General features: G+C 71.0%; 14 protein-coding genes. 1 reads left to right on the top strand and 13 read right to left on the bottom strand.

Features of this window, described 5'->3' with window-relative positions; translation table 11 throughout:
- Positions 1 to 128: 128 nt before the first annotated feature.
- Positions 129 to 533 (bottom strand): globin, encoded by a 405-nt coding sequence (locus ABT004_RS22535; protein ID WP_351339720.1) that lies wholly within the window; start codon positions 531 to 533, stop codon positions 129 to 131.
- A 104-nt stretch (positions 534 to 637) separates the two neighbouring features.
- Here ABT004_RS22535 and ABT004_RS22530 point away from each other — a divergent pair, with 104 nt between their 5' ends.
- Positions 638 to 1,636 carry a methyltransferase domain-containing protein gene (locus ABT004_RS22530; protein ID WP_351339717.1) on the top strand — a complete coding sequence of 333 codons (999 nt, stop codon included), beginning with the start codon at positions 638 to 640 and terminating at the stop codon, positions 1,634 to 1,636.
- Between the two features lie 37 nt (positions 1,637 to 1,673).
- Here ABT004_RS22530 and ABT004_RS22525 read toward each other — a convergent pair whose 3' ends face one another.
- The 12 genes from ABT004_RS22525 to ABT004_RS22470 all read right to left on the bottom strand — a co-directional run bounded on the left by ABT004_RS22525 (position 1,674) and on the right by ABT004_RS22470 (position 18,367).
- On the bottom strand, positions 1,674 to 2,972 hold the full coding sequence (locus tag ABT004_RS22525) for an FHA domain-containing protein (protein WP_351339714.1): 1,299 nt from the start codon (positions 2,970 to 2,972) through the stop codon (positions 1,674 to 1,676).
- A gap of 77 nt (positions 2,973 to 3,049) precedes the next feature.
- A complete protein-coding gene (locus ABT004_RS22520) occupies positions 3,050 to 4,405 on the bottom strand; it encodes a vWA domain-containing protein (RefSeq protein ID WP_351339711.1) in 1,356 nt (451 codons plus the stop codon).
- A 246-nt stretch (positions 4,406 to 4,651) separates the two neighbouring features.
- Positions 4,652 to 5,959, bottom strand: coding sequence for a protein phosphatase 2C domain-containing protein (locus tag ABT004_RS22515; RefSeq protein WP_351339708.1), 1,308 nt, complete (start codon positions 5,957 to 5,959; stop codon positions 4,652 to 4,654).
- A gap of 29 nt (positions 5,960 to 5,988) precedes the next feature.
- On the bottom strand, positions 5,989 to 8,562 hold the full coding sequence (locus ABT004_RS22510) for a serine/threonine-protein kinase (protein WP_351339729.1): 2,574 nt from the start codon (positions 8,560 to 8,562) through the stop codon (positions 5,989 to 5,991).
- A gap of 239 nt (positions 8,563 to 8,801) precedes the next feature.
- Positions 8,802 to 10,109 (bottom strand): hypothetical protein, encoded by a 1,308-nt coding sequence (locus ABT004_RS22505; RefSeq protein ID WP_351339705.1) that lies wholly within the window; start codon positions 10,107 to 10,109, stop codon positions 8,802 to 8,804.
- A 67-nt stretch (positions 10,110 to 10,176) separates the two neighbouring features.
- The gene (locus ABT004_RS22500) at positions 10,177 to 11,229 is read right to left on the bottom strand and encodes a glutamate ABC transporter substrate-binding protein (protein ID WP_351339703.1); all 1,053 of its coding nucleotides are present in this window, start codon (positions 11,227 to 11,229) and stop codon (positions 10,177 to 10,179) included.
- Positions 11,230 to 11,243: 14 nt separating this feature from the next.
- Entirely contained in the window at positions 11,244 to 12,698 is a 1,455-nt protein-coding gene (locus ABT004_RS22495) for a GlnX family signal transduction membrane protein (RefSeq protein ID WP_351339700.1), read from the bottom strand.
- Positions 12,699 to 12,888: 190 nt separating this feature from the next.
- Positions 12,889 to 13,887: an N-acetylglucosamine kinase gene (locus ABT004_RS22490; RefSeq protein ID WP_351339697.1), complete on the bottom strand. Its 999-nt coding sequence runs from the start codon at positions 13,885 to 13,887 to the stop codon at positions 12,889 to 12,891.
- Entirely contained in the window at positions 13,884 to 15,149 is a 1,266-nt protein-coding gene (locus ABT004_RS22485; protein ID WP_351339694.1) for a 6-phospho-beta-glucosidase, read from the bottom strand. Before ABT004_RS22485 ends, ABT004_RS22490 begins: the two co-directional genes overlap by 4 nt.
- A gap of 9 nt (positions 15,150 to 15,158) precedes the next feature.
- A complete protein-coding gene (locus ABT004_RS22480) occupies positions 15,159 to 16,070 on the bottom strand; it encodes a carbohydrate ABC transporter permease (protein ID WP_351339691.1) in 912 nt (303 codons plus the stop codon).
- 5 nt (positions 16,071 to 16,075) lie between these two features.
- Entirely contained in the window at positions 16,076 to 17,011 is a 936-nt protein-coding gene (locus ABT004_RS22475; protein WP_351339688.1) for a carbohydrate ABC transporter permease, read from the bottom strand.
- A gap of 18 nt (positions 17,012 to 17,029) precedes the next feature.
- A complete protein-coding gene (locus ABT004_RS22470) occupies positions 17,030 to 18,367 on the bottom strand; it encodes an ABC transporter substrate-binding protein (protein WP_351339685.1) in 1,338 nt (445 codons plus the stop codon).
- Positions 18,368 to 18,397: the final 30 nt, after the last annotated feature.

Genomic DNA, 18,397 nt, shown 5'->3' with positions numbered 1-18,397 from the left:
GCCTGCTCAATCGCCGCAGGGGCTTGAAGTGGCTCACTCGTCCGCAGGGGCTTGAAAAGCTCACCCGTCCGCAGGGGCTTGAAAGATGCTGCTCACCCGTCCGCAGGGGATTGAATGGCTGGAGCGTGTCAGCCCGCTGTGTTGACCATTGAAGCTGCCGCGTATGTCAGGTAGTTCCACAGGGTGCGTTCGTGTTCCTCGGAGAGGTTGAGGTCCTCTACTGCCGCCTGCATGTGCTTCAGCCACGCGTCGTGGGCCGCGCGGTCGACCTGGAACGGGGCGTGGCGCATGCGCAGGCGCGGGTGGCCGCGGTTGTCGCTGTAGGTGCGGGGGCCGCCCCAGTACTGCATGAGGAACAGCGCGAGGCGCTCCTCGGCGGGGCCCAGGTCCTCCTCCGGGTACATGGGACGCAGCAGCGGGTCCTGTGCGACGCCCTCGTAGAAGCGGTGCACGAGGCGGCGGAACGTCTCCTCGCCACCCACCTGCTCGTAGAACGTCTGCTCCTGAAGCGTGTCGCGCGGGATCTCAGTCACCCGTCCATGGTCTCAGACACACCGGCCGGGGACCGGGGACCTAGGTCCCCTCCGACCGCGGAACGGGGGTCGCCGTTTTCCGGTTCGGGCAGGACAGTGGACATATGGGCGCAGAGCACACCCGGGACCTCGAGCAGCTCGCCGTACGGGCGCGGGCCCGGCTCGTGCGCGAGATCGATCACAGTGGTGCCTGGGACGCCGACCCCGCCTGGCGGGAGGCGTTCGCGGAGGTGCCGCGGCATCTGTTCGTGCCGTACTACTTCGTGGGTGCCCCGGGAGGCTACGAGCGGCTGTGGGGCGAACACCCCGACCCGGAGCGGCGCGAGCGCTGGCTGCGCGGCGCCTACGCCGACGAGCCGCTGGCCACCCGGCTGCGCGACGGCGTGCTGGTCTCCTCCAGCAGCCAGCCGTCCCTGATGGCGCGGATGCTCGCGGAGCTGCGGGTACGGGACGGGGACCGGGTTCTGGAGATCGGTGCGGGGACCGGGTACAACGCGGCGCTGCTCGCGCACCGGGTCGGTGCGGGGAACGTCACGTCCGTCGACCTCGATCCGGAGATCGCCGAGTCCGCCAGGTCTCATCTCGCCGCCGCCGGGTACCGGACGGGCGTCGTCACCGGTGACGGGACGCGCGGCTGCCCGGAGCGGGCGCCGTACGACCGGATCGTGGCGACGTGCGCGTTGCGTTCGGTGCCGACGGGCTGGCTCGGGCAGTGTGCGGCCGGTGCGCGGATCCTCGCGCCCCTGTCGACCGGGCTCGTGGCCCTCGATGTGAGGGAGGGGGAGGTGGAAGGGCGGTATGCGGAGGGGCGGTTTCTGCATACTTCCGCGTACTTCATGGCGCTGCGCGGCGGCCCGGAGCGGGCGCCCGAGCCCCGGGCCGGTGGCTTGCCGCACCCCGTGCTGCGCGAGGAGTTGTTCCGGTTCCTGCTGACGTTGACGTCGGGCCGCCTGGACCCGTACGACGCGCTCGCGCTGTGGGAGCGGGAGGGCAGGCCCGAGCGCGAGCGGTTCGGGGTGACCGTGCGCGGCGGGCGCCAGCGGGCCTGGCTGGACGATCCGGAGGGGCCCCACACATGGGAGTTGCCGGGCACCACCCTCTAGGTGCAGGTGCCCGGCAACGTCCTACGACTGCGTGTGCTCAGCCGCGCCGGATCGTGATCGTCGTCCACGCTCCGACGTGCACCCGGTCGCCGTCCTGCAGCGGTACGGGGACGAACGGCTGGATCGGCTCGTCGCCGTTGTTGACGGTCGTGCCGTTCGTCGAGTTCTGGTCGACGACCGCCCACGTACCGTCCGGCTGCTGCACGAGCACCGCGTGCTGGTGCGAGACGCCCGGGTCCTCCGGCGGCACCGACAGGTCGATGTCGGGGGACTCCCCGGTGGAGTGCCGGCGTCGGCCGATCGACAGCTGGTTCCCGGTGAGCGGGCGCTGCTGCTCAGGCGAGTACGCGGGCAGGTTGAGCCCCGAGGCCTCGGGGCCGCTGCGCTGCATCATCGCCATGAAGTAGTCGCGGTCCGGACCGATCGTCGCCGACCACGACATCGGGGCGTACTGCTGCTGCTGCGGCGGCTGCTGCTGCTGGAACGGCGGCGGGGTCGTGGAGGGACCCGCGGGCGCCGACGGGTCCGACGACGGAGGCGGCAGCATCCAGTCGTCCCCGTTCGCGCCACCGGGGCCACCAGGACCACCAGGACCGCCGAAGGAAGGGTTGGGCGGCGGGGGCTGCATGGGCCCCGGCTGCACGGGCTGCGGCGGGCCGGGTTGGCCGTGCGGACCCGGCTGGCCGTACGGGCCCGGGTGCGTGGGCGGAGCCGGCGCGGGCGCCGGAGCCTGCTGCTGGAAGCCCTGCGGGGCACCGCCACCGGTCTCGTACGGGCTCGGGCCGTCGAAGGACGGCGGGGGAGGCGGCGGGGCCTGACCCGACGGCTCGTTCCCGAACGACGGCTCGTTGCCGAACGGGGACGGCGGGATCGGCTCCGCGGGCCGGTTGATCTGCGAGGGCCGCGAGCCCTGGTACTCGTACGAGTCCGGGCCGGGCGGCGGAGGCTGCTGCTGGAACTGCAGCGCCGGGTTCGGGCCCTGCGGCTCGTGGGGCTGCGGGAAGCCGGGTGCGGCGGGGCCGCCCTGGCCGCCCGACGTGGGCATCGGCGGGTTCGGGGCCGCGGGCGTGTACGACGTCGCCGTGTTCGTGAGGAAGTTCCAGCGGCACTCCTCGCAGAACGGCGCGCCGCCCTCACGCGGCGTACGGCACTGCGGGCACAGTTCGGGCGTACCCGCCCCACCTTGCGGCGCCTGCGGCGCGGCCGGCTGCGGGTAGCCGTAACCGGCGGCCGGAGGCGGCGGAGGGGGCGGGGGCACGGCACCGGCCATGCGGTGACCGCAGACCTCGCACCAGTCTTCGGAACCCGACTGGTGTCCGTTCGGGCAGGTCGGCATGTCGGCGCTTCCCCCTCTCCTTCATGTGCAAGCAGGGCTTGCCGTAGTGCGTGGGTGGATATTTTGTACGTGGGAGGTTACTTCTTGACGCGAACTGTCTTGGTCGACCGGGTTTCGAGAGTCATCTCGTCGGCCTCCGCGACCTTCGCCTTCAATCGAACAGTACCTTCCGTGGCGTCCACAACGTCCACCACCTTCGAAAGCAGCTTGGCCGTATCCGCGTTCCCGGAGAGGGCCGCGAGCTGCACCGCGCGGCCCAACTTCGCGGTCGCCCCGTCCGAATCGCCCGACTTTCGTGCGTCAAGTCCCTGCTGGATGGCTTGTGCGAGTTCTTCCTGACCCGTGTAGTGGGCGACCTGCGGGTTGATCGACGTAGAGGCTGCCATGTCGTCCGTCCACACCGCCCGTACGAGACCCTGTGCGCCCAGCGGAACGGCCTGTGCCGAGCCGTCCGGCTGCGGGATCACCAGGGAGACGCGGGCGGCGAGCATCTCCTGGCCGAGATCGGCGTCCGGGACCCGCACGCACACGTGGTAGTCGCGGGACTCGTCGCCCCAGGAGCCGGTGGGGTAGTCGCCGGCCCGCGGGCCCGCCTCGGTGCGACGCTCCGTCAACTCCTCGACGCGCGGGGCGACTTGCTTCACGAACGTGATCTCCGAGCCGAGCGGTGTCCACAGGCGTAGAGCGACGTCCGCGATCTCCTTGCCCATCGCCGTCTCCATCATCTGCGTGAAGTCCTCGGCGAGATGGGCCGGGTCGGCGACGATGTCGGCGGTGCCGAGGAGGGCGGAGGCGATGCCTGTGACCTCCTTCACCTCCCAGTCCGTGCCGACGCCGCGGGCGTCGCAGGTGAAGCGGCCCGCGCCCGCCTCCAGCGTGGCGCGCAGATCCTCCGGCGACTCGTGCTCGTTGCGGCCGTCGGTGAGCAGGATGCCGTGCCGGATCGACACGTCCGCCGAGGCCAGGAGCCGGTCGGCCAGCCGCAGCCAGGTGCCGATCGCGGTGCCGCCGCTCGCGGACAGCTTGCGCAGCGCCTGCTTGGCCTGCCCGCGCGTGGTCCGGTCCGCGACGGCGAGCCGGCCCTCGCCCGGGTAGATCTCCTTGGCCACATGGGTGCCGGCGATCACCGCGAAGTGCACACCGTCGCGCAGCGCGTCGATCGCGGCGGCCGAGGCCTCGCGCGCGCCGCGCATCTTGGTGGGCGGGTAGTCCATCGAGCCGGAGCAGTCCACCATCAGCACCACCGCGGCGTCCGTGCCCTCGCCCGCGACGCTGAACAGGTGCGGCGCGCTGACCGCGCCGCCCACGGTGCCGCCCCCGGTCGAGGTCACCGTGACGATCGCGTTGACGTCACGGCCGCCCTCCGGCAGATATTCGTTCTGGTAGACCTCGACGGCGAATTGCGGAACGTGCGATTTCGAGAAATTTGCCATGGTGACATGTCCCCCCTGAACAAGACCATTTGTGCGCTTCCCGGCCTAGGGCCTGTCGTTTGGGTCAGGCCGGGCTCGCGGGGCCTGGCACGCACGCTCGCGGCGTTGTCGTCGGTCGACGACTTCCCCAAGCTCTCGGCTTCGCTCGAGCAGGGGAGGCCCCATTCGCGTCGCCTCCCTCCTCCGCCTTGCGATCGCACGCACCAGGCCCCGCTCCCTGATCCGGCCTGACCCAAACGACAGGCCCTACGCCGATCCTGCCCCCGACTGCGGCACAGGGAACGGCAGCACCGCCACTGTTACGTTGTCGTGGCCCCCGCCGTCGAGGGCGTGGCCGACCAGGACCTGGGCGCTGCGCAGCGGGTTGTCCGCCGCGTCCGCGGGCAGCAGGCGGGCCATCTCGTCGGCGGACTCCGCGTAGTTCCACAGTCCGTCGGAGCAGACCACGACCACTCCGGGGCGGTCCGGCTTGAACGACGCGGTGTGCGGCTCCAGTTCGTACGCGTCCGCGCCGAGCCAGCCCGTGATCGCGTGCGCCCGCTCGTCCGCGTACGCCTCCGCCTCGCTCATCAGGCCCGCCGCGACCATCTGCGCGGCCCACGAGTCGTCCTCGGTGAGCCGGGCGGCGGGCGCCTCGCGGTCGTCGGGCACCCAGTAGGCGCGGGAATCGCCGATCCAGCCGACGATGAGCAGCTCCTTGGTGACGACGGAGGCGACGAAGGTGCACGCCGGAGCGTTCTGGTGCGGCTTGTGCTCGCGGGCCGTCTCGGGCTCGTCCGCGAGGGCGTTGACCGCCTCGGCGGCAGCGACGATCGACTCGTGCATGGCCTGCTGCGGGTGGGTGCCGCGCGGCAGCGCCTCGTGCAGCGCCTCGGTGGCGGCGCGGGACGCGGCGAGCGAGGCGTCGTCGGGCCGGGTCGCCGACGACACGCCGTCGCAGACCACGGCGACGACGGCCGCGGAGCCGTCGGGCAGCGCGGCGGAGGAGATCGTGAAGAAGTCCTCGTTCCTGTGGTGCCGCAGGCCCCGGTCGCTGACCGCGGCGACCGCGTCCAACTCCTGCTCCATGTGGTCGCGTTCGCGGGGTTGGGCGTGGCCGCAGTTCTCGCAGTAGCCGTCCGGGTCGACGTGCCCGGCGCGGCAGGCCACGCACAGCTTGGTGCCGGCGGGAATGGGGTATCCCCTGCTCGAGTTTGTTCGAGAGCTTGGGGAAGTGGCGGACCCCAGTTGCTCGGGCGTCGCGGTGCGGGGGTCGGGCGCGGCGATCCTGAACTCCTCATCGGACGGTGGACCGTCGAAGCGTACGTCGGTGGGCAGTTCGGAGCCGCCGGAGTCCGTGCCCTCCAGGTCGGTCGGCAGGTGGACCGGGGCGGGCGGGTCCGAACTGTCCAGGTCGGGGGCGGCGGGCCACTCCACGGAGGCGTCGGAAGCGCCCGGCTCCTCGGCGCGCGGCTGCTCCTCGGCGCGCGGCTGCGCCGACAGGTCGTATCCGCATGCCCCGCAGAAGCGATCGGCCTCTTCGAGAGGCTCCTCGCAGCTGGGACACACTGACATAGCGGCCGCCTTGTGCGTCTGCGACATCCTCACACCCACGTCCGGGGGCGGTAGCGGTTGGCCCGCTCCACCAGTTCGATCCTCTCCTCGCCGCGCTGAGCGAGCCTGGCCAGAGTCCGGTACGAGCGTTCAAGACCGAGGCGGAGGCCGCGCTCGTCCAGATCGCTGCCGAGCACCACCGTGCGCACGGGGTCCTGTGGCGGACCGGAACCCTGCCTACCGGAGAGTACCCAGTCCAGGGCCGTGCCGAGCACTTCGGTGGACAACTGCTCGCGGCGCACCGCGTCGAGACCGAACCCGTCGAGCGCCTCGACCTGTCCCGCCGCGGCTGTCAGGTCGTGCAGCAACGGGTCGCCGTTCGCCCCCTGCGCCGTCCTGCCCCGCAGCCGCGAGCGCACCGCGGCGACCCGCGCCGCCGTGTAGTGGATCGACGACTCGGGCACCGACTCCAGGGTGCGCACGGCGCCGACCCGGTCGCCCGCGGCGAGCTGCACGCGCGCGAGGCCGAACGCCGCGCTCACGTAACTCGGATCCGTCGACCACACCAGGCGGTAGTACTCCGCCGCGTTGTCGAGCTGGCCGAGCACCTCCGCGCACACGCCGAGCGCCAGCTTCGGCGCGGGCTCGCCCGGGAACGCGTCGTATATGGCGTCGAAGGACAGCGCCGCGTTCGTGTGGTCGCCGATCGCGAGCGCCGCGACGCCCCGGTACCAGACCACCCGCCAGTCGTCGGGGTGGTCGGCCTCAAGGGCGGCCAGACCGCTGAGCGCGGCGTCCAGTTCTCGTCGACCCGCTCCGTCCTCACCTGCCGCTTCGCCCGGTCGACCGGCTTGTCCGGCCGGGGGCCCGGGGGTTGTCCCCCGGGAGGAGACGCCGCCCATTTCGAGGCGGGCCCGCAGCTCGCGCAGGCGCAGTTCGAGGGAGTCGGCGGGCGCCGCGTGCAGGGCCGCGATCAGCTCGGCGGGGGCCGAGGCGATGAGGCCCGCGAGGAAACCGGCGTTCGGATCGCCCGGGTCGACGCGCGGCACCGGGAGCGCGAGCGCGGTGCCCTGCGCCTGAAGCGGCTTGACGATCTCGGCGGACGACGGCGGCAGGGCGGGCGCGACGGGCGGCGGTGGCAGCGCGGCCGCGGCTTTCCGCGGACCCCGGCCGTTCCGTACGCGTACGGGCGTCTCGCGCGCCCCTAGCGCTGACACCTCGCCCGCGAGCAGGCCGAACAACTCGGTGTCCGTGACCTTCACTTCGGGCCCGAACAGCGTGGAGAGGGCGGGCCGCGGCCGGTTCGTCTGGAGCGCGACGACCTCGCGCAGGACGCCCGTCAGCTGCTCCGCCATCTCCTGCGCGGAGGCGAAGCGGCGGGCCGGGTCCGGGTCCGTGGCGCGCACGAGGAGCCGGTAGAACGACTCGTAGGTGCGGAACACCTCGATGTTGTCGGGGTCGGGCAGCGAGTCCACGAACACGTTCGTGTAGCCCTGGAAGTCGAAGGTGAGGAGGGCGAGCGTACGGGCCACGGTGTAGAGGTCCGAGGCGATGGAGGGCCCCAACTCGGCGACTTCGGGCGCCTGGAAGCCGACGGTCCCGTAGATCGCGCTCTCGTCGTCGTCCATCCTGCGGACCGCGCCCATGTCGATGAGCTTGAGCTGGTCCTCGGTCTGGATCGCGTTGTCGACCTTGAAGTCGCAGTAGAGGAGGTTGCGGCTGTGCAGATGACCGAGCGCCTCAAGGGCCTCGATGCCGTACGCGCACGCCTGCTCGACCGGCAGCGGGTCCCGCCTGCCCTCGGGGGTGCGCCGCTCGTTGGCGATCTCCTTGAGGGACTTGCCGCCCACGTACTCCATGACGATGTAGCCGTCCAGGGAGCCGGTGCGCTGGTCGAGGTGCTCGACGAAGTTGTAGATGCGGACGATGTTGGAGTGCTCGATCTCCGCGAGGAAGCGGCGCTCCGAGATCGCGGCGGCCATCGCGTCCTGGTCGCCCGTGTCTAGCAGGCCCTTGAGGACGACCCAGCGGTCGGAGACGGCGCGGTCGACGGCGAGGTAGACCCAGCCGAGCCCGCCGTGCGCCAGACAGCCCACGACCTCGTACTGACCGTGCACGACGTCGCCCGTGGCCAGCTTCGGCACGAAGGAGTACGGGTGGCCGCACTTGGTGCAGAAGCCTTCCGTGCGGCCAGGGCGCTCGCCCCGTGAACGGCCCACCGGGGCGCCGCAGTCGGAGCGCGAGCAGAACCGCTTCCGCTCGGGGACCTCGGGGTGCTCCTGCACCATCGCGCGCGGGTCGGGCCGCGGCACGTCCGGCACGTTGACCAGGCCGACGCCGAGCCGGGAACGGGCCGACGTACCCGCCGACGCACCGGAGCTGCGCACCGACACCGAGCGCGAGGTCGAACTTCCGGACAGGGAGCGGGAGAGCCGGCCCGACACGGACCGGCGGGACTGCGAGGAGCGCGCCGACGTCCTGGCCGATGCCCGCGAACTGGAGGAGTTCTGCGAGCCGCGCTGCCCGCCACCGGCGATCCCGGTCGGCGGCGACGCCACCATTCCGCTCGGCGACACGACCGGGGCCAGCCCGCACGTGCCGCAGTACAGCTCGCCGCCGCCCATGTCCTCGTAGGAACCGGTACAGCCGGGCCGCTGACAGGAGGACGCCGCGGCCGGAGCACCCACGGGGGCGACCTGCGGCCGGGCGGCGGGCCGGTGGGTGGGGGCGCTGCCCCCGTAGGTGCCACCGGACGCACCGGCCGGCTGCGGTTTCAGGCCGCACGTGTTGCAGTACAGCTCCCCGCCCATGTCCTCGTACGTGCCCGTGCAACCCGCTCTGCCGCACTTCTGTGGCGCCACGCTCACGACTCCCCCCTGGCCGATCTGTCGGCGGGCGCGGACAGCGCGTCCGCCGCCGCCCGTTGATATCGCAGCACCGCCGCCTCCGCGGCGCGCAGATTGCAGGGCGCGCTCCACAGCATGCGCCGCGCCGCGTCGTACCGCTCCACCAGGAACGGATCCTCGGCGAAACCGAGCCTCGCCACCTTCGCCTTGTACGCGTCGAGCCGCCCGCGCAGCTCCGCGCGGACCGCCAGCGGGGCCGTCACCGCCGTCAACGACTCACGCGCGCGCAGCAGTTCGTCCTCCGCCTTCGACTCCAGCGACTCCAGGAGCGGCGAGAGCCGGTTCCACTGGGCGCGCCTGCGGTACTCGGCCGCCGTCGCCAACTGCTCCTGCAGCACCGTCGGCGGACCCGACACCGCGGGCACGTCGGACCCGGCTATCTTCGCGAGCACCTCGATGCGCGCCGACCGCGCCTCGGCGAGCGTGCGGTCCGCGCGCGACAGCACGTCCCGCAGCCGGCCGAGCCGCACCTCCGCGTCCTGCCGGACGCCGAGCACGGCCTCGATCTCCCGGCGCACGTCCTCCAGGGCGCGGGCCTCCCGGTCGTACGCCGTGGTGTCGGGGCGGCCGCCGCCGGGCGCCGAACTCCCCGCCGCCTGCTGCCAGTACGTGAGCGGGTCGGAGACCACTTCCTCGCGCATCCGGGTCAGCGAGCCGGTGATCCGCTCCAGGTCGTCGCCCGCCGGATGCTCACCGGGACGCACTCCTACGGAGTGCGCGAGCTGCCGGGTGCGGGCCAGCTCGGCGGCGAGCATGTCGATACGGGCGGGCAGCGCAGACCACACGGCGTCGGCGGCCACCACCATGTCGAGGGACGACGCGTACAGCGCGTTCATCCGGTCGACGAGCGCCGCGAGGGTGAACTGCTCGGACAGCTTCGCGGGCCCGGTGATCGAGGGCGAGGCGCCGCCCGCACCCGGGCCCGCCGCGATGGTGACGGACTCGCCGCGCAGCAGCTCCGTCAGCTCCGTCAGGTCGCCGCGGTTGGGCAGCCGGCGCCGCGAGCGGATCTCCCGCGCCGTGCGCAGCGCGCCCGCGTACGCGTCGAAGTACGCCCACAGCAGCGTGATCTCCAGGTCGGCCGAGGCCCAGCGCTCCTGCGTCGTCCCGGTCAGCCGGGCGCCCTCCAGGAGTCTGCGCCCCGCGTGGTCCTGGAGGGCGAGCAGGGACGACTCGATCGCTTCGTGCTCCGCGCCGAGCCGGGCCAGGGCACGGTCCACCTCGTCCCGGTCCATCACTGGGCCGGCGGGTCCCGCGACGCCCATCGATCACCTCTCGCTTTCCCGAGTTCTCGTCAAGTCCCTGCCGTACTGCGTGTGTTACGTGTCCTGCCTACTTGTACTTCGGTGCGGGCGGCCCCGAGGAGGAGCCGAGCGCCGGCTTCAGCCAGTGGTCGTACGACTTCTGCCAGCCGTCCGACTTGCGGTAGTCCACCAGCACCTGGTTGACCCGGCGCACCAGGTCGTCCGCGCCCTTCTTCATGGCGACGCCGTAGAACTCCTTGGTGTAGGGCTCGCCCTTGACCTGCACCGTCGGGTCCTGCGCGGCCTGGCTCGCGGCGAGCGCGCCGTCGGTGACCACCGCGTCGACCTCGCCGAGTTGCAGCCGCACCAGGCAGTCCAGCTGGTTCGGCACGGTCGTGGAGATGTCCGTGCTCTGCGGCAGACCGCCCTCGTCCACCGGCTTCTTCTTGCCGTCCTCCAGCGACGACGCGGCCGTCGAACCGGTCGCCGTGCAGATCCGCTTGCCGGCGAGCGAGGCCCCGTACCCCTTGATGTCCGAGGTCTTCGGGGCGAGCACCTGCTGGCCGGTCTGGAAGTACGCGGTGGAGAACGCGACGTCCTTGAGGCGGTCGCAGCTGATGGTCATCGTGCGCACCACCATGTCGACGTCGCCGTGCTGGATCGCCGGGATGCGCTCGTTCGTGGGGATGGCGCGGAAGCGGATCGCGTCCCGGTCGCCGAGGATGTCGCCCGCGATCTCGTGCGCGAGATCGATGTCGAAGCCCTCCAACTCGCTTGTCTTCGCGGTGCTGTTGGGGTCGCGGTAGCCCCAGCGGTAGCTGTTCTGGTCGACGCCGACCGAGAGGTAGCCGCGGTCCTTGACGGCCTGCACGGCGCTGCCGCTCTCGCTGCCCGAGGGGGAGAGGCTGCGCTCCGGCTCCTTGCCCTTCACCGAGGCGTCGCAGTCGTCCGCCTTGGCCTGCCTGCCGTCGGCGACGCCACCGGAGGCATAGCTCGTCGTGCCGTCGTGCGAGGGGCGCTGTTGCTGGGTCAGCGGGAGCAGCAGCGCGAACACCGCCGTCAGGGCGCAGGCCACCGCCATGGCGGCCACGCCGCCCCAGCCGCGCAGAGTCACCCTTCGCGCCGTCCCTAGCTCGTTCATCGCCGCACCCCCTCTCACCTGTACTCCGAAAGCCTGCGCCCGATGCCGAACACCGCGCCACCCGCGGCGAGCACCGCCAACAGCGCAGCCCCGGCGGGCAGTCCGGTCATCGCGTCGAGACCGTTGCCCGCGTCGGCGCTGAACTGACGCTGCTCGTGAACGAGGGCCGTGTCCAGATTCTTGTCCACCAGATCGAAGCATTCACCTGTCGGCTTGTCCTTCTTCGAACCGATGATCTTGTCGAGCGCGCCCTGGTAGTTGCCGGAGTCGTCCTGCTCGCGCGCGTCCTGGTGGCGCTTTCGCCACTCCTTCATGCTGGCGTTCGCCTTGGTCACGGGCGCCCGGCCCGCGGTGTCGCCCTCGCCGTCGGCGAGCGCGTACGCGGCGTTCAGCTTGCCGGCGAGCGCGGTCATCTCCTGCTGGAAGTCGACGTCGTACTTGTCCTTGGTCTTGCCCTTCACCGACACCGTCTCGGCGCCGCGGCTGACCAGCGTCAGGTTCTCGCTGCCCCGCGCCTTCAGAGAGGCGATGCTCGCGTCGTGCAACACGTTCAAGGACCGTACGCCATGGTCGTACGACGAACTCAGCCCGCTGCGGGCGACGGTGTGACCGACGACGAGCCACAGCAGCACCACGGTGGACGCCGCGGTGGCGGCGAGCAGCCCCTGGTTGAACACCCGGTTCGTACGGCGGTAGTTGCGGCGCTGCGCCCACGCGAGGCCGGCGAGGGCGAGCACGCCGAGGGCGATCGCGATCCACGGGTAGGGCGTCGCCGAGTCGTAGTCGTCCCGCAGCCGCTGGTTCTCCGTCTTGTAGAGATCCTCGGCGGCCGGGAGCATCTCGGTCTGCATCTTCTCGTTCGCGTACCGCAGATAGGCGCCGCCCAGCGGGAAGCCCTGCCGGTTGTTGGCCCGGGCCCGCTCGATGAGGCCCTTGTACTGCGGCAGCAGCTTGTTCAGCTCCGCGATCGTCCCCGCCGAGCGGGTGCCGGGGTCGGTGCTGGTCGCCGCCGTCACCAGCTTGTCCGCGGCGTTCCTGATGTCGCGCTCGTACCGGTCGCGCGTATCCGCGGGTTCCTCGCCCCCCGCGAGGAACCCGCTGGACGCCGCCGTGTTGGCGTCGGCGAGCGAGCGGTAGATGTCGGCGGCGTCGGCGCTCAGCGGCTGGCTGGAGTGCAGCACGTCGTCGGCGGCGGCCGAGCGGTCCGTCATCTGCCAGGCCGTCGTCGCGCCGAACGCCACGACGAGCAGCGCGAGTACGGCGCCGATGATGCGGAGCCGGCCCGGCTCGGTCGTGGCCCCCGCCTTCAGCCGGTCCACGCCCTCCGCCCAGGCGGTGCGCCGCCGGGGCGTGGGCGCGGGTGCGCCGGGCGGGCCGCCGCCGCGTTGCGCCTGCGGTGGCACGCCCGGCGTCGGCGGTGTGGCGGGGCGCTCCGGCGGCGCCACGCTTCCGTTCGACGGGTATGTCACTTCGACCCTCCCCCATGGTCGTACGTCGGTCGCAAGTATCGCTTGGGCGACTGACATCCGCACAGCCATTCCCTGGATCTTGTGCGGAAGCGCTCCGTTCTGGAACACGTGGGGGAGGGGGGTTCGGTTCCCCGTTTGTGTTCGCGGCGGCGTTGTTGCGGTCGCGGGGCGCTGCCCCGGACCCCGCGCCTCAATCGCCGGCGGGGCTTGAGTGGGGGGCTGGGTTTGCGTACTCGGCGCGCGTACGCGCGTGGGACTCCGGGGGTGCGCCCACCGCGTCCAGGCCCAACAGGGCTGCCCCCAGGACCGGAGGTTCTGCCACCACCCGGGAGGTTGCCCGTGGGGCCCGCTCGGAGAGCAAGGTGCTGACACGGTCGTTGAGTTGGGGGTGGCGGGCGGCCAGGACGCTGCCGCCGAGGAGTACCGGGACCTCCTCTTCGAGGAGGTCGAGGCGGCGCAGGGCGACCGTTGCCATCGCCACCACCTCGTCGGCCATCCGCTCGACCAGGGCTCGGGCCACCGGGTCGCCGTCCGCCGCCGTGGCGAAGAGGACCGGGGTGAGCTCGTGGCGGCGGACCGCGGGGATGTGGCCCAGGTGCAGCGCCTCGATCAGGGCGTACATGGAGGGGAGGGAGAAGTGGGCGGGCAGGGCGTGCATCAGCGCCGTGGGGTCGCCGCGGCCGTCCTCCGCGCGTGCGGCGAACCAGATGGCCTCCTCCGCGAGGCCGCCCCCGCCGCCCCAGTCACCGGAGAGCCGGCCGATCGCGGGGAACCGGGCCGTGCGGCCGTCGGGCAGCATCCCCGCGCAGTTGACGCCCGCCCCGCACACGACGGCGACGCCGCGCGGCTCGGCGTCCTCCAGGAGCCCGGCGCGCAGCACGGCGAAGGTGTCGTTGCGGACGTCGACCCGCGATCCCCAGCGGCGCGCGGTCAGGGCGCGCGCCAACTCCCGTTCCTCCACGGGCAGGTCCGCGTTGGCCAGGCACGCCGACACATGGTCGACCGCGCCCACGCCCGCCTGCGCGAACGCCCGGCCGACCGCTTCCGCCAGGACGTCCACGGCGGGTTCCGCGTTCGTCCGGTGGGGCTGGAACCCGCCGCCGCGGGCCGCGCCGACGACAGTGCCGTCGGCCGCGACCACCGCGACGTCGGTCTTGCTGTTCCCCGCGTCGATGGCAAGGACGGTCATGCCCACGCGAGGTGCTCCCGGTTGTGTGCGATCAGTTCGTCCGTGAGCTGCTCGGCGTACTCGATCTGGCCGATCAGCGGGTGCGCGAGCAGTGCGTTGAAGACGCGGTCGCGGCCGCCCTTCAGGGCCGCCTCCAGGGCGAGGTCCTCGTACGCCGTGACGTTCGCGATCAGGCCTGCGTACAGGGGGTTGAGTGCCGGTACGGGCAGCGGCTTCGCGCCCTTGGCGTCGACCGACGCCTGCACCTCGATGACGGCGTCGTCGGGGAGGAAGGGGAGCGTGCCGTTGTTGTACGTGTTCACCACCTGGTGCGGGGAGCCTCCGCCGCCCAACAAGGAGGCGGCCAGGTCGACCGCCGCCTCGCTGTAGAAGGCGCCGCCGCGCTTGGCGAGCAGCTCCGGCTTCTCGTCGAGCGTCGGGTCGCCGTACATCTTCAGCAACTCGCGCTCCATCTCCGCCACTTGCGCGGCACGGGACGGCTTCGTGCGCAGCTCTCGTACGACGGCGTCGTGCTGGTAGTAGTAGCGCAGGTAGTAGGACGGGACGACGCCGAGGCGGTCGACGACCGTGCGCGGCATGTGCAGGTCCTCGGCGATGGCGTCGCCCTGCTCGGCGATCAGGCGCGGCAGCAGGTTCTCGCCGTCGGGGCCACCGAGGCGCACGCCCAGTTCCCACGTCAGGTGGTTGAGGCCGACGTGGTCCAGGTGCACCTGGGACGGCTCGACCTCGAGGAGGCGCGCGAACTTCCGCTGGAAGCCGATCGCGACGTTGCACAGGCCGACGGCCTTGTGGCCCGCCTGGAGCAGCGCGCGCGTCACGATGCCCACCGGGTTGGTGAAGTCGATGATCCAGGCGTCCGGGTTGGCGCGGCGGACCCGTTCGGCGATGTCGAGGACGACCGGGACCGTGCGCAGCGCCTTCGCGAGGCCGCCCGCGCCGGTCGTCTCCTGCCCGACGCAGCCGCAGTCGAGCGGCCACGTCTCGTCCTGGAGGCGCGCCGCCTGCCCGCCGACGCGGAGCTGGAGCAGCACGGCGTCGGCGTCCGCGACACCGGCGTCCACGTCGGACGTTGTACGTATAACGCCCGGGTGCCCCTGCTTGACGAAGATGCGGCGGGCGAGGCCGCCGACCAGTTCGAGGCGGTCCGCGGCCGGGTCGACGAGCACGAGCTCCTCGATCGGCAGCGTGTCCCGCAGACGCGCGAACCCGTCGATGAGTTCGGGTGTGTAGGTCGATCCTCCGCCGACCACGGCGAGCTTCATAGAAATCCCTTAGCCCTTTACTCCGGTGAGAGTGACGCCTTCGACGAAGGCCTTCTGTGCGAAGAAGAAGACGAGGCAGACCGGCGCCATCACCAGGAGCGTGGCCGCCATCGTCAGGTTCCAGTTGACGCTGTGCGCGGACTTGAAGGACTCAAGGCCGTAACTCAGCGTCCAGGAAGCCGGGTTCTGGGCCGCGTAGATCTGCGGCCCGAAGTAGTCGTTCCAGCAGTAGAAGAACTGGAAGAGGGCGACCGCGGCGATGCCCGGCTTGGCCATCGGCACCACGACCTTCAGCAGCGTGCGCAGTTCGCCGCAGCCGTCGACCTTCGCCGACTCGATGTACTCCTTCGGGATCGTCAGCAGGAACTGACGGAGGAGGAAGATCGAGTACGCGTCGCCGAACGCCATCGGGATGATCAGCGGCCACAGCGTCCCGGACAGGTGGAACTGCTGCGCCCACACCAGGTACATGGGGATCACGATGACCTGCGGCGGCAGCATCATCGTCGAGATGACGAGGAGCATCGCCGTGCGCCGCCCGCGGAAGCGGAACTTGGCGAGCGCGTACGCGACGGGTATCGCCGAGCACACGGTGAACAGCGTGCCGAGGCCCGCGTACACCAGCGAGTTCTTCCACCAGTCGAGGAAGCCGTCCGTCTGGAGGACCGCCTTGTAGTTCTCCCAGTGCCAGGAGTCCGGCCACAGGTCGCCGCTCATCGCCTGCCCGTCGCTCATTACGGACGTCAGGAAGACGAACACGAAGGGGAGGACGAAGAGCAGCGCGACCGCGATCGCGATGCTGTGCACGGCGATCCAGTGCAGGACCCGCTGCCGGCGGGCGCGCCGGCCCGCGGGCCCGTCGGCGTGCACGGGCTCGGCGTCCGTGTGCGTGGCGCCGGGGCTCAGTGTCGTAGTCGTCATGTCGATCAGTCCTCCGCCGCGAGCAGACCCGAGCGCTTGCGCATGAGCAGCGAGGTCACGGCCATGGCAATGGCGAACAGGACGAGCGAGAGCACGCACGCCGCGCCGGTGTTGAAGTTCTGGAAGCCCATCGAGTAGACGAGCTGCGGGACGGTGAGCGTCGAGTGGTCCGGGTATCCCGGCTGGATGACGCTGCCGGGGCCGATGGAGACGCCCGAGGCGATCTTTCCGGCGACGAGGGCCTGCGTGTAGTACTGCATGGTCTGCACGACGCCCGTCACCACGGCGAACATGACGATCGGGGTGATCGAGGGCCACGTCACGTAGCGGAACTTGGTCAGCGGCCCCGCGCCGTCCAACTCGGCGGCCTCGTACTGCTCCTTCGGTACGTCGAGCAGCGCGGCCATGAAGATGACCATGAGGTCGCCGATGCCCCACAGTGAGAGCAGGACGAGCGAGGGCTTGGCCCAGGTGGGGTCGTTGAACCAGTTGGGCCCGTCTATGCCGACCTTGGCGAGGATCTCGTTGACCGGCCCTGAGCCGGGGTTGAGCAGAAAGACGAAGGCGACGGTCGCGGCGACGGGCGGCGCGAGATACGGCAGATAGAAGGCGGTCCTGAAGAACCCGACCCCGCTCTTTATCTTCGTGACGAGCAGCCCGAGCGAGAGCCCGAACACCACGCGCAGCGCCACCATCACCACGACGAGCCACACCGTGTTCCACAGGGCGGGCCCGAACAGGGGCATGTCCCGGAACACGTACACCCAGTTCCGCAGCCCCACGAAAGTGGGCGCCTTGATCTGGTTGTAGTGCATGAACGAGAAATAGACGGTGGCGAGCAGCGGATAGGCGAAGAAGGCGCTGAATCCGATCAGCCAGGGGGAGAGAAATCCCAGGGTGCGCAGTCTGCGGCGGGCAGGCCTGGAAAGGGTGAGTGCCATACGAGAATGTCCCGTTCCTCAGTTCTGCGACTGCAGGGTGTCGGCGTCGATGAGTTTGTCGAGGCGCCGCAGGCCGCCCTTCAGGTCGTGGACCTCGCCGGCCTCCTCGCCGTAACTGAAGTCCTGAAGCTGCACGATGTACATGCCGCCGTTCGTGGAGGGCGGCATGACCTGGCTGTCCTTGTTCTGCGCGATGTCGACGAAGGCGCGGAACGTCGGATCGGCGTCCAGCTTCGGCGACTTGAGGGCGGCGTTCGTCGACGGCACGTTGTGGATCGCGTTGGCGAACTTCACGACCTGATCGGTGTCGGCGGTCAGGAATTTCACCAGCTCCCAGGCCGCGTTCTGATGCTTGCTGCTGTGCGCGATGCCGGCGACGGTGCCGGTCAGATAGCCGCGCCCGTACGTCTCGGCCTGGTCGTCGGGGACGGGCATCGGAGCGACGCCCCAGTCGAACTTGGCCTTCGCGTCGTTCAGCATCAGCCCGCGCCACTCACCGTCGAGATGCATGGCGAGCTTTCCGCTCAGAAAGGCATTCTGGTTGGACATCTCGTCGCCGAACGAGGTCCGGAACCTCTCCAGCGCCTTGTAACCGCCCTGCGCGTCGACGAGTTTCCGCGCCGTCTTGAAGAAGTCGTACGTGGCGGGATCCTCGGCGAGCCGCGAATTCCCGTCTCCATCGAAGTACTTGGGGCCCCACTGGGCGAACAGCCGGTCCGGGCTGTTCTGGTAGAGCCGGAAGTTCGGCATGAAGCCGACGCGCTTGTACGAGGAGCCGTCCTTGACGGTGAGCTTCTTGGAGTCGGCGACGAACTCGGACATGGTCCGCGGCGGCCGCTCGATGCCCGCCTTCTTGAAGGCGTCCTTGTTGTAGTACATGCCGAAGGCGTCCGCGAGCAGCGGCAGGGCGCACTGGTTCCCGCGGTAACCGGTGTAATCGAGAAGGGACTTGGGGAAGACCTTCTCCTTCTTCAGGCCGGTCTTCTTCATGAACGGATCGAGGTCGACCCACATACCGGAGTCGCAGTACTGGCCGACGTTGTTCGTGGTGAAGGAGGAGACGACATCGGGGGCCTCGTCGCCACCGGCCCGCAGGGCCTGATTGGTGGTGGCATCCGAGACGTTGCCGGTGGCCTGCACCTTGATGTTCGGGTGCAGCTTCTCGAAGCGGGCGATCGAGTCGTTGATCGCCTTCACCTCGCCGGGCGCCGACCAGCCGTGCCAGAACTTCAGCGTGACGGGCTTGGTCGGGTCGTCGGCGGCGCTGCCGGTACTCGGATTGGCGCAGCCGGCGAGCAGCAGTCCGGCCGCGGCGAGCCCTACGGGCGCGCGCAGGGGTATGCGCCATCGCGGCATGGCGAACGTCCTTTACGTGTACGGGAGTTG

Source organism: Streptomyces sp. NPDC002790 (genome assembly GCF_040295505.1).
Lineage (GTDB): Bacteria > Actinomycetota > Actinomycetes > Streptomycetales > Streptomycetaceae > Streptomyces.
The sequence above is the reverse complement of the archived record's forward strand: the minus strand, read 5'-3'. Positions and strand labels throughout refer to the sequence as shown.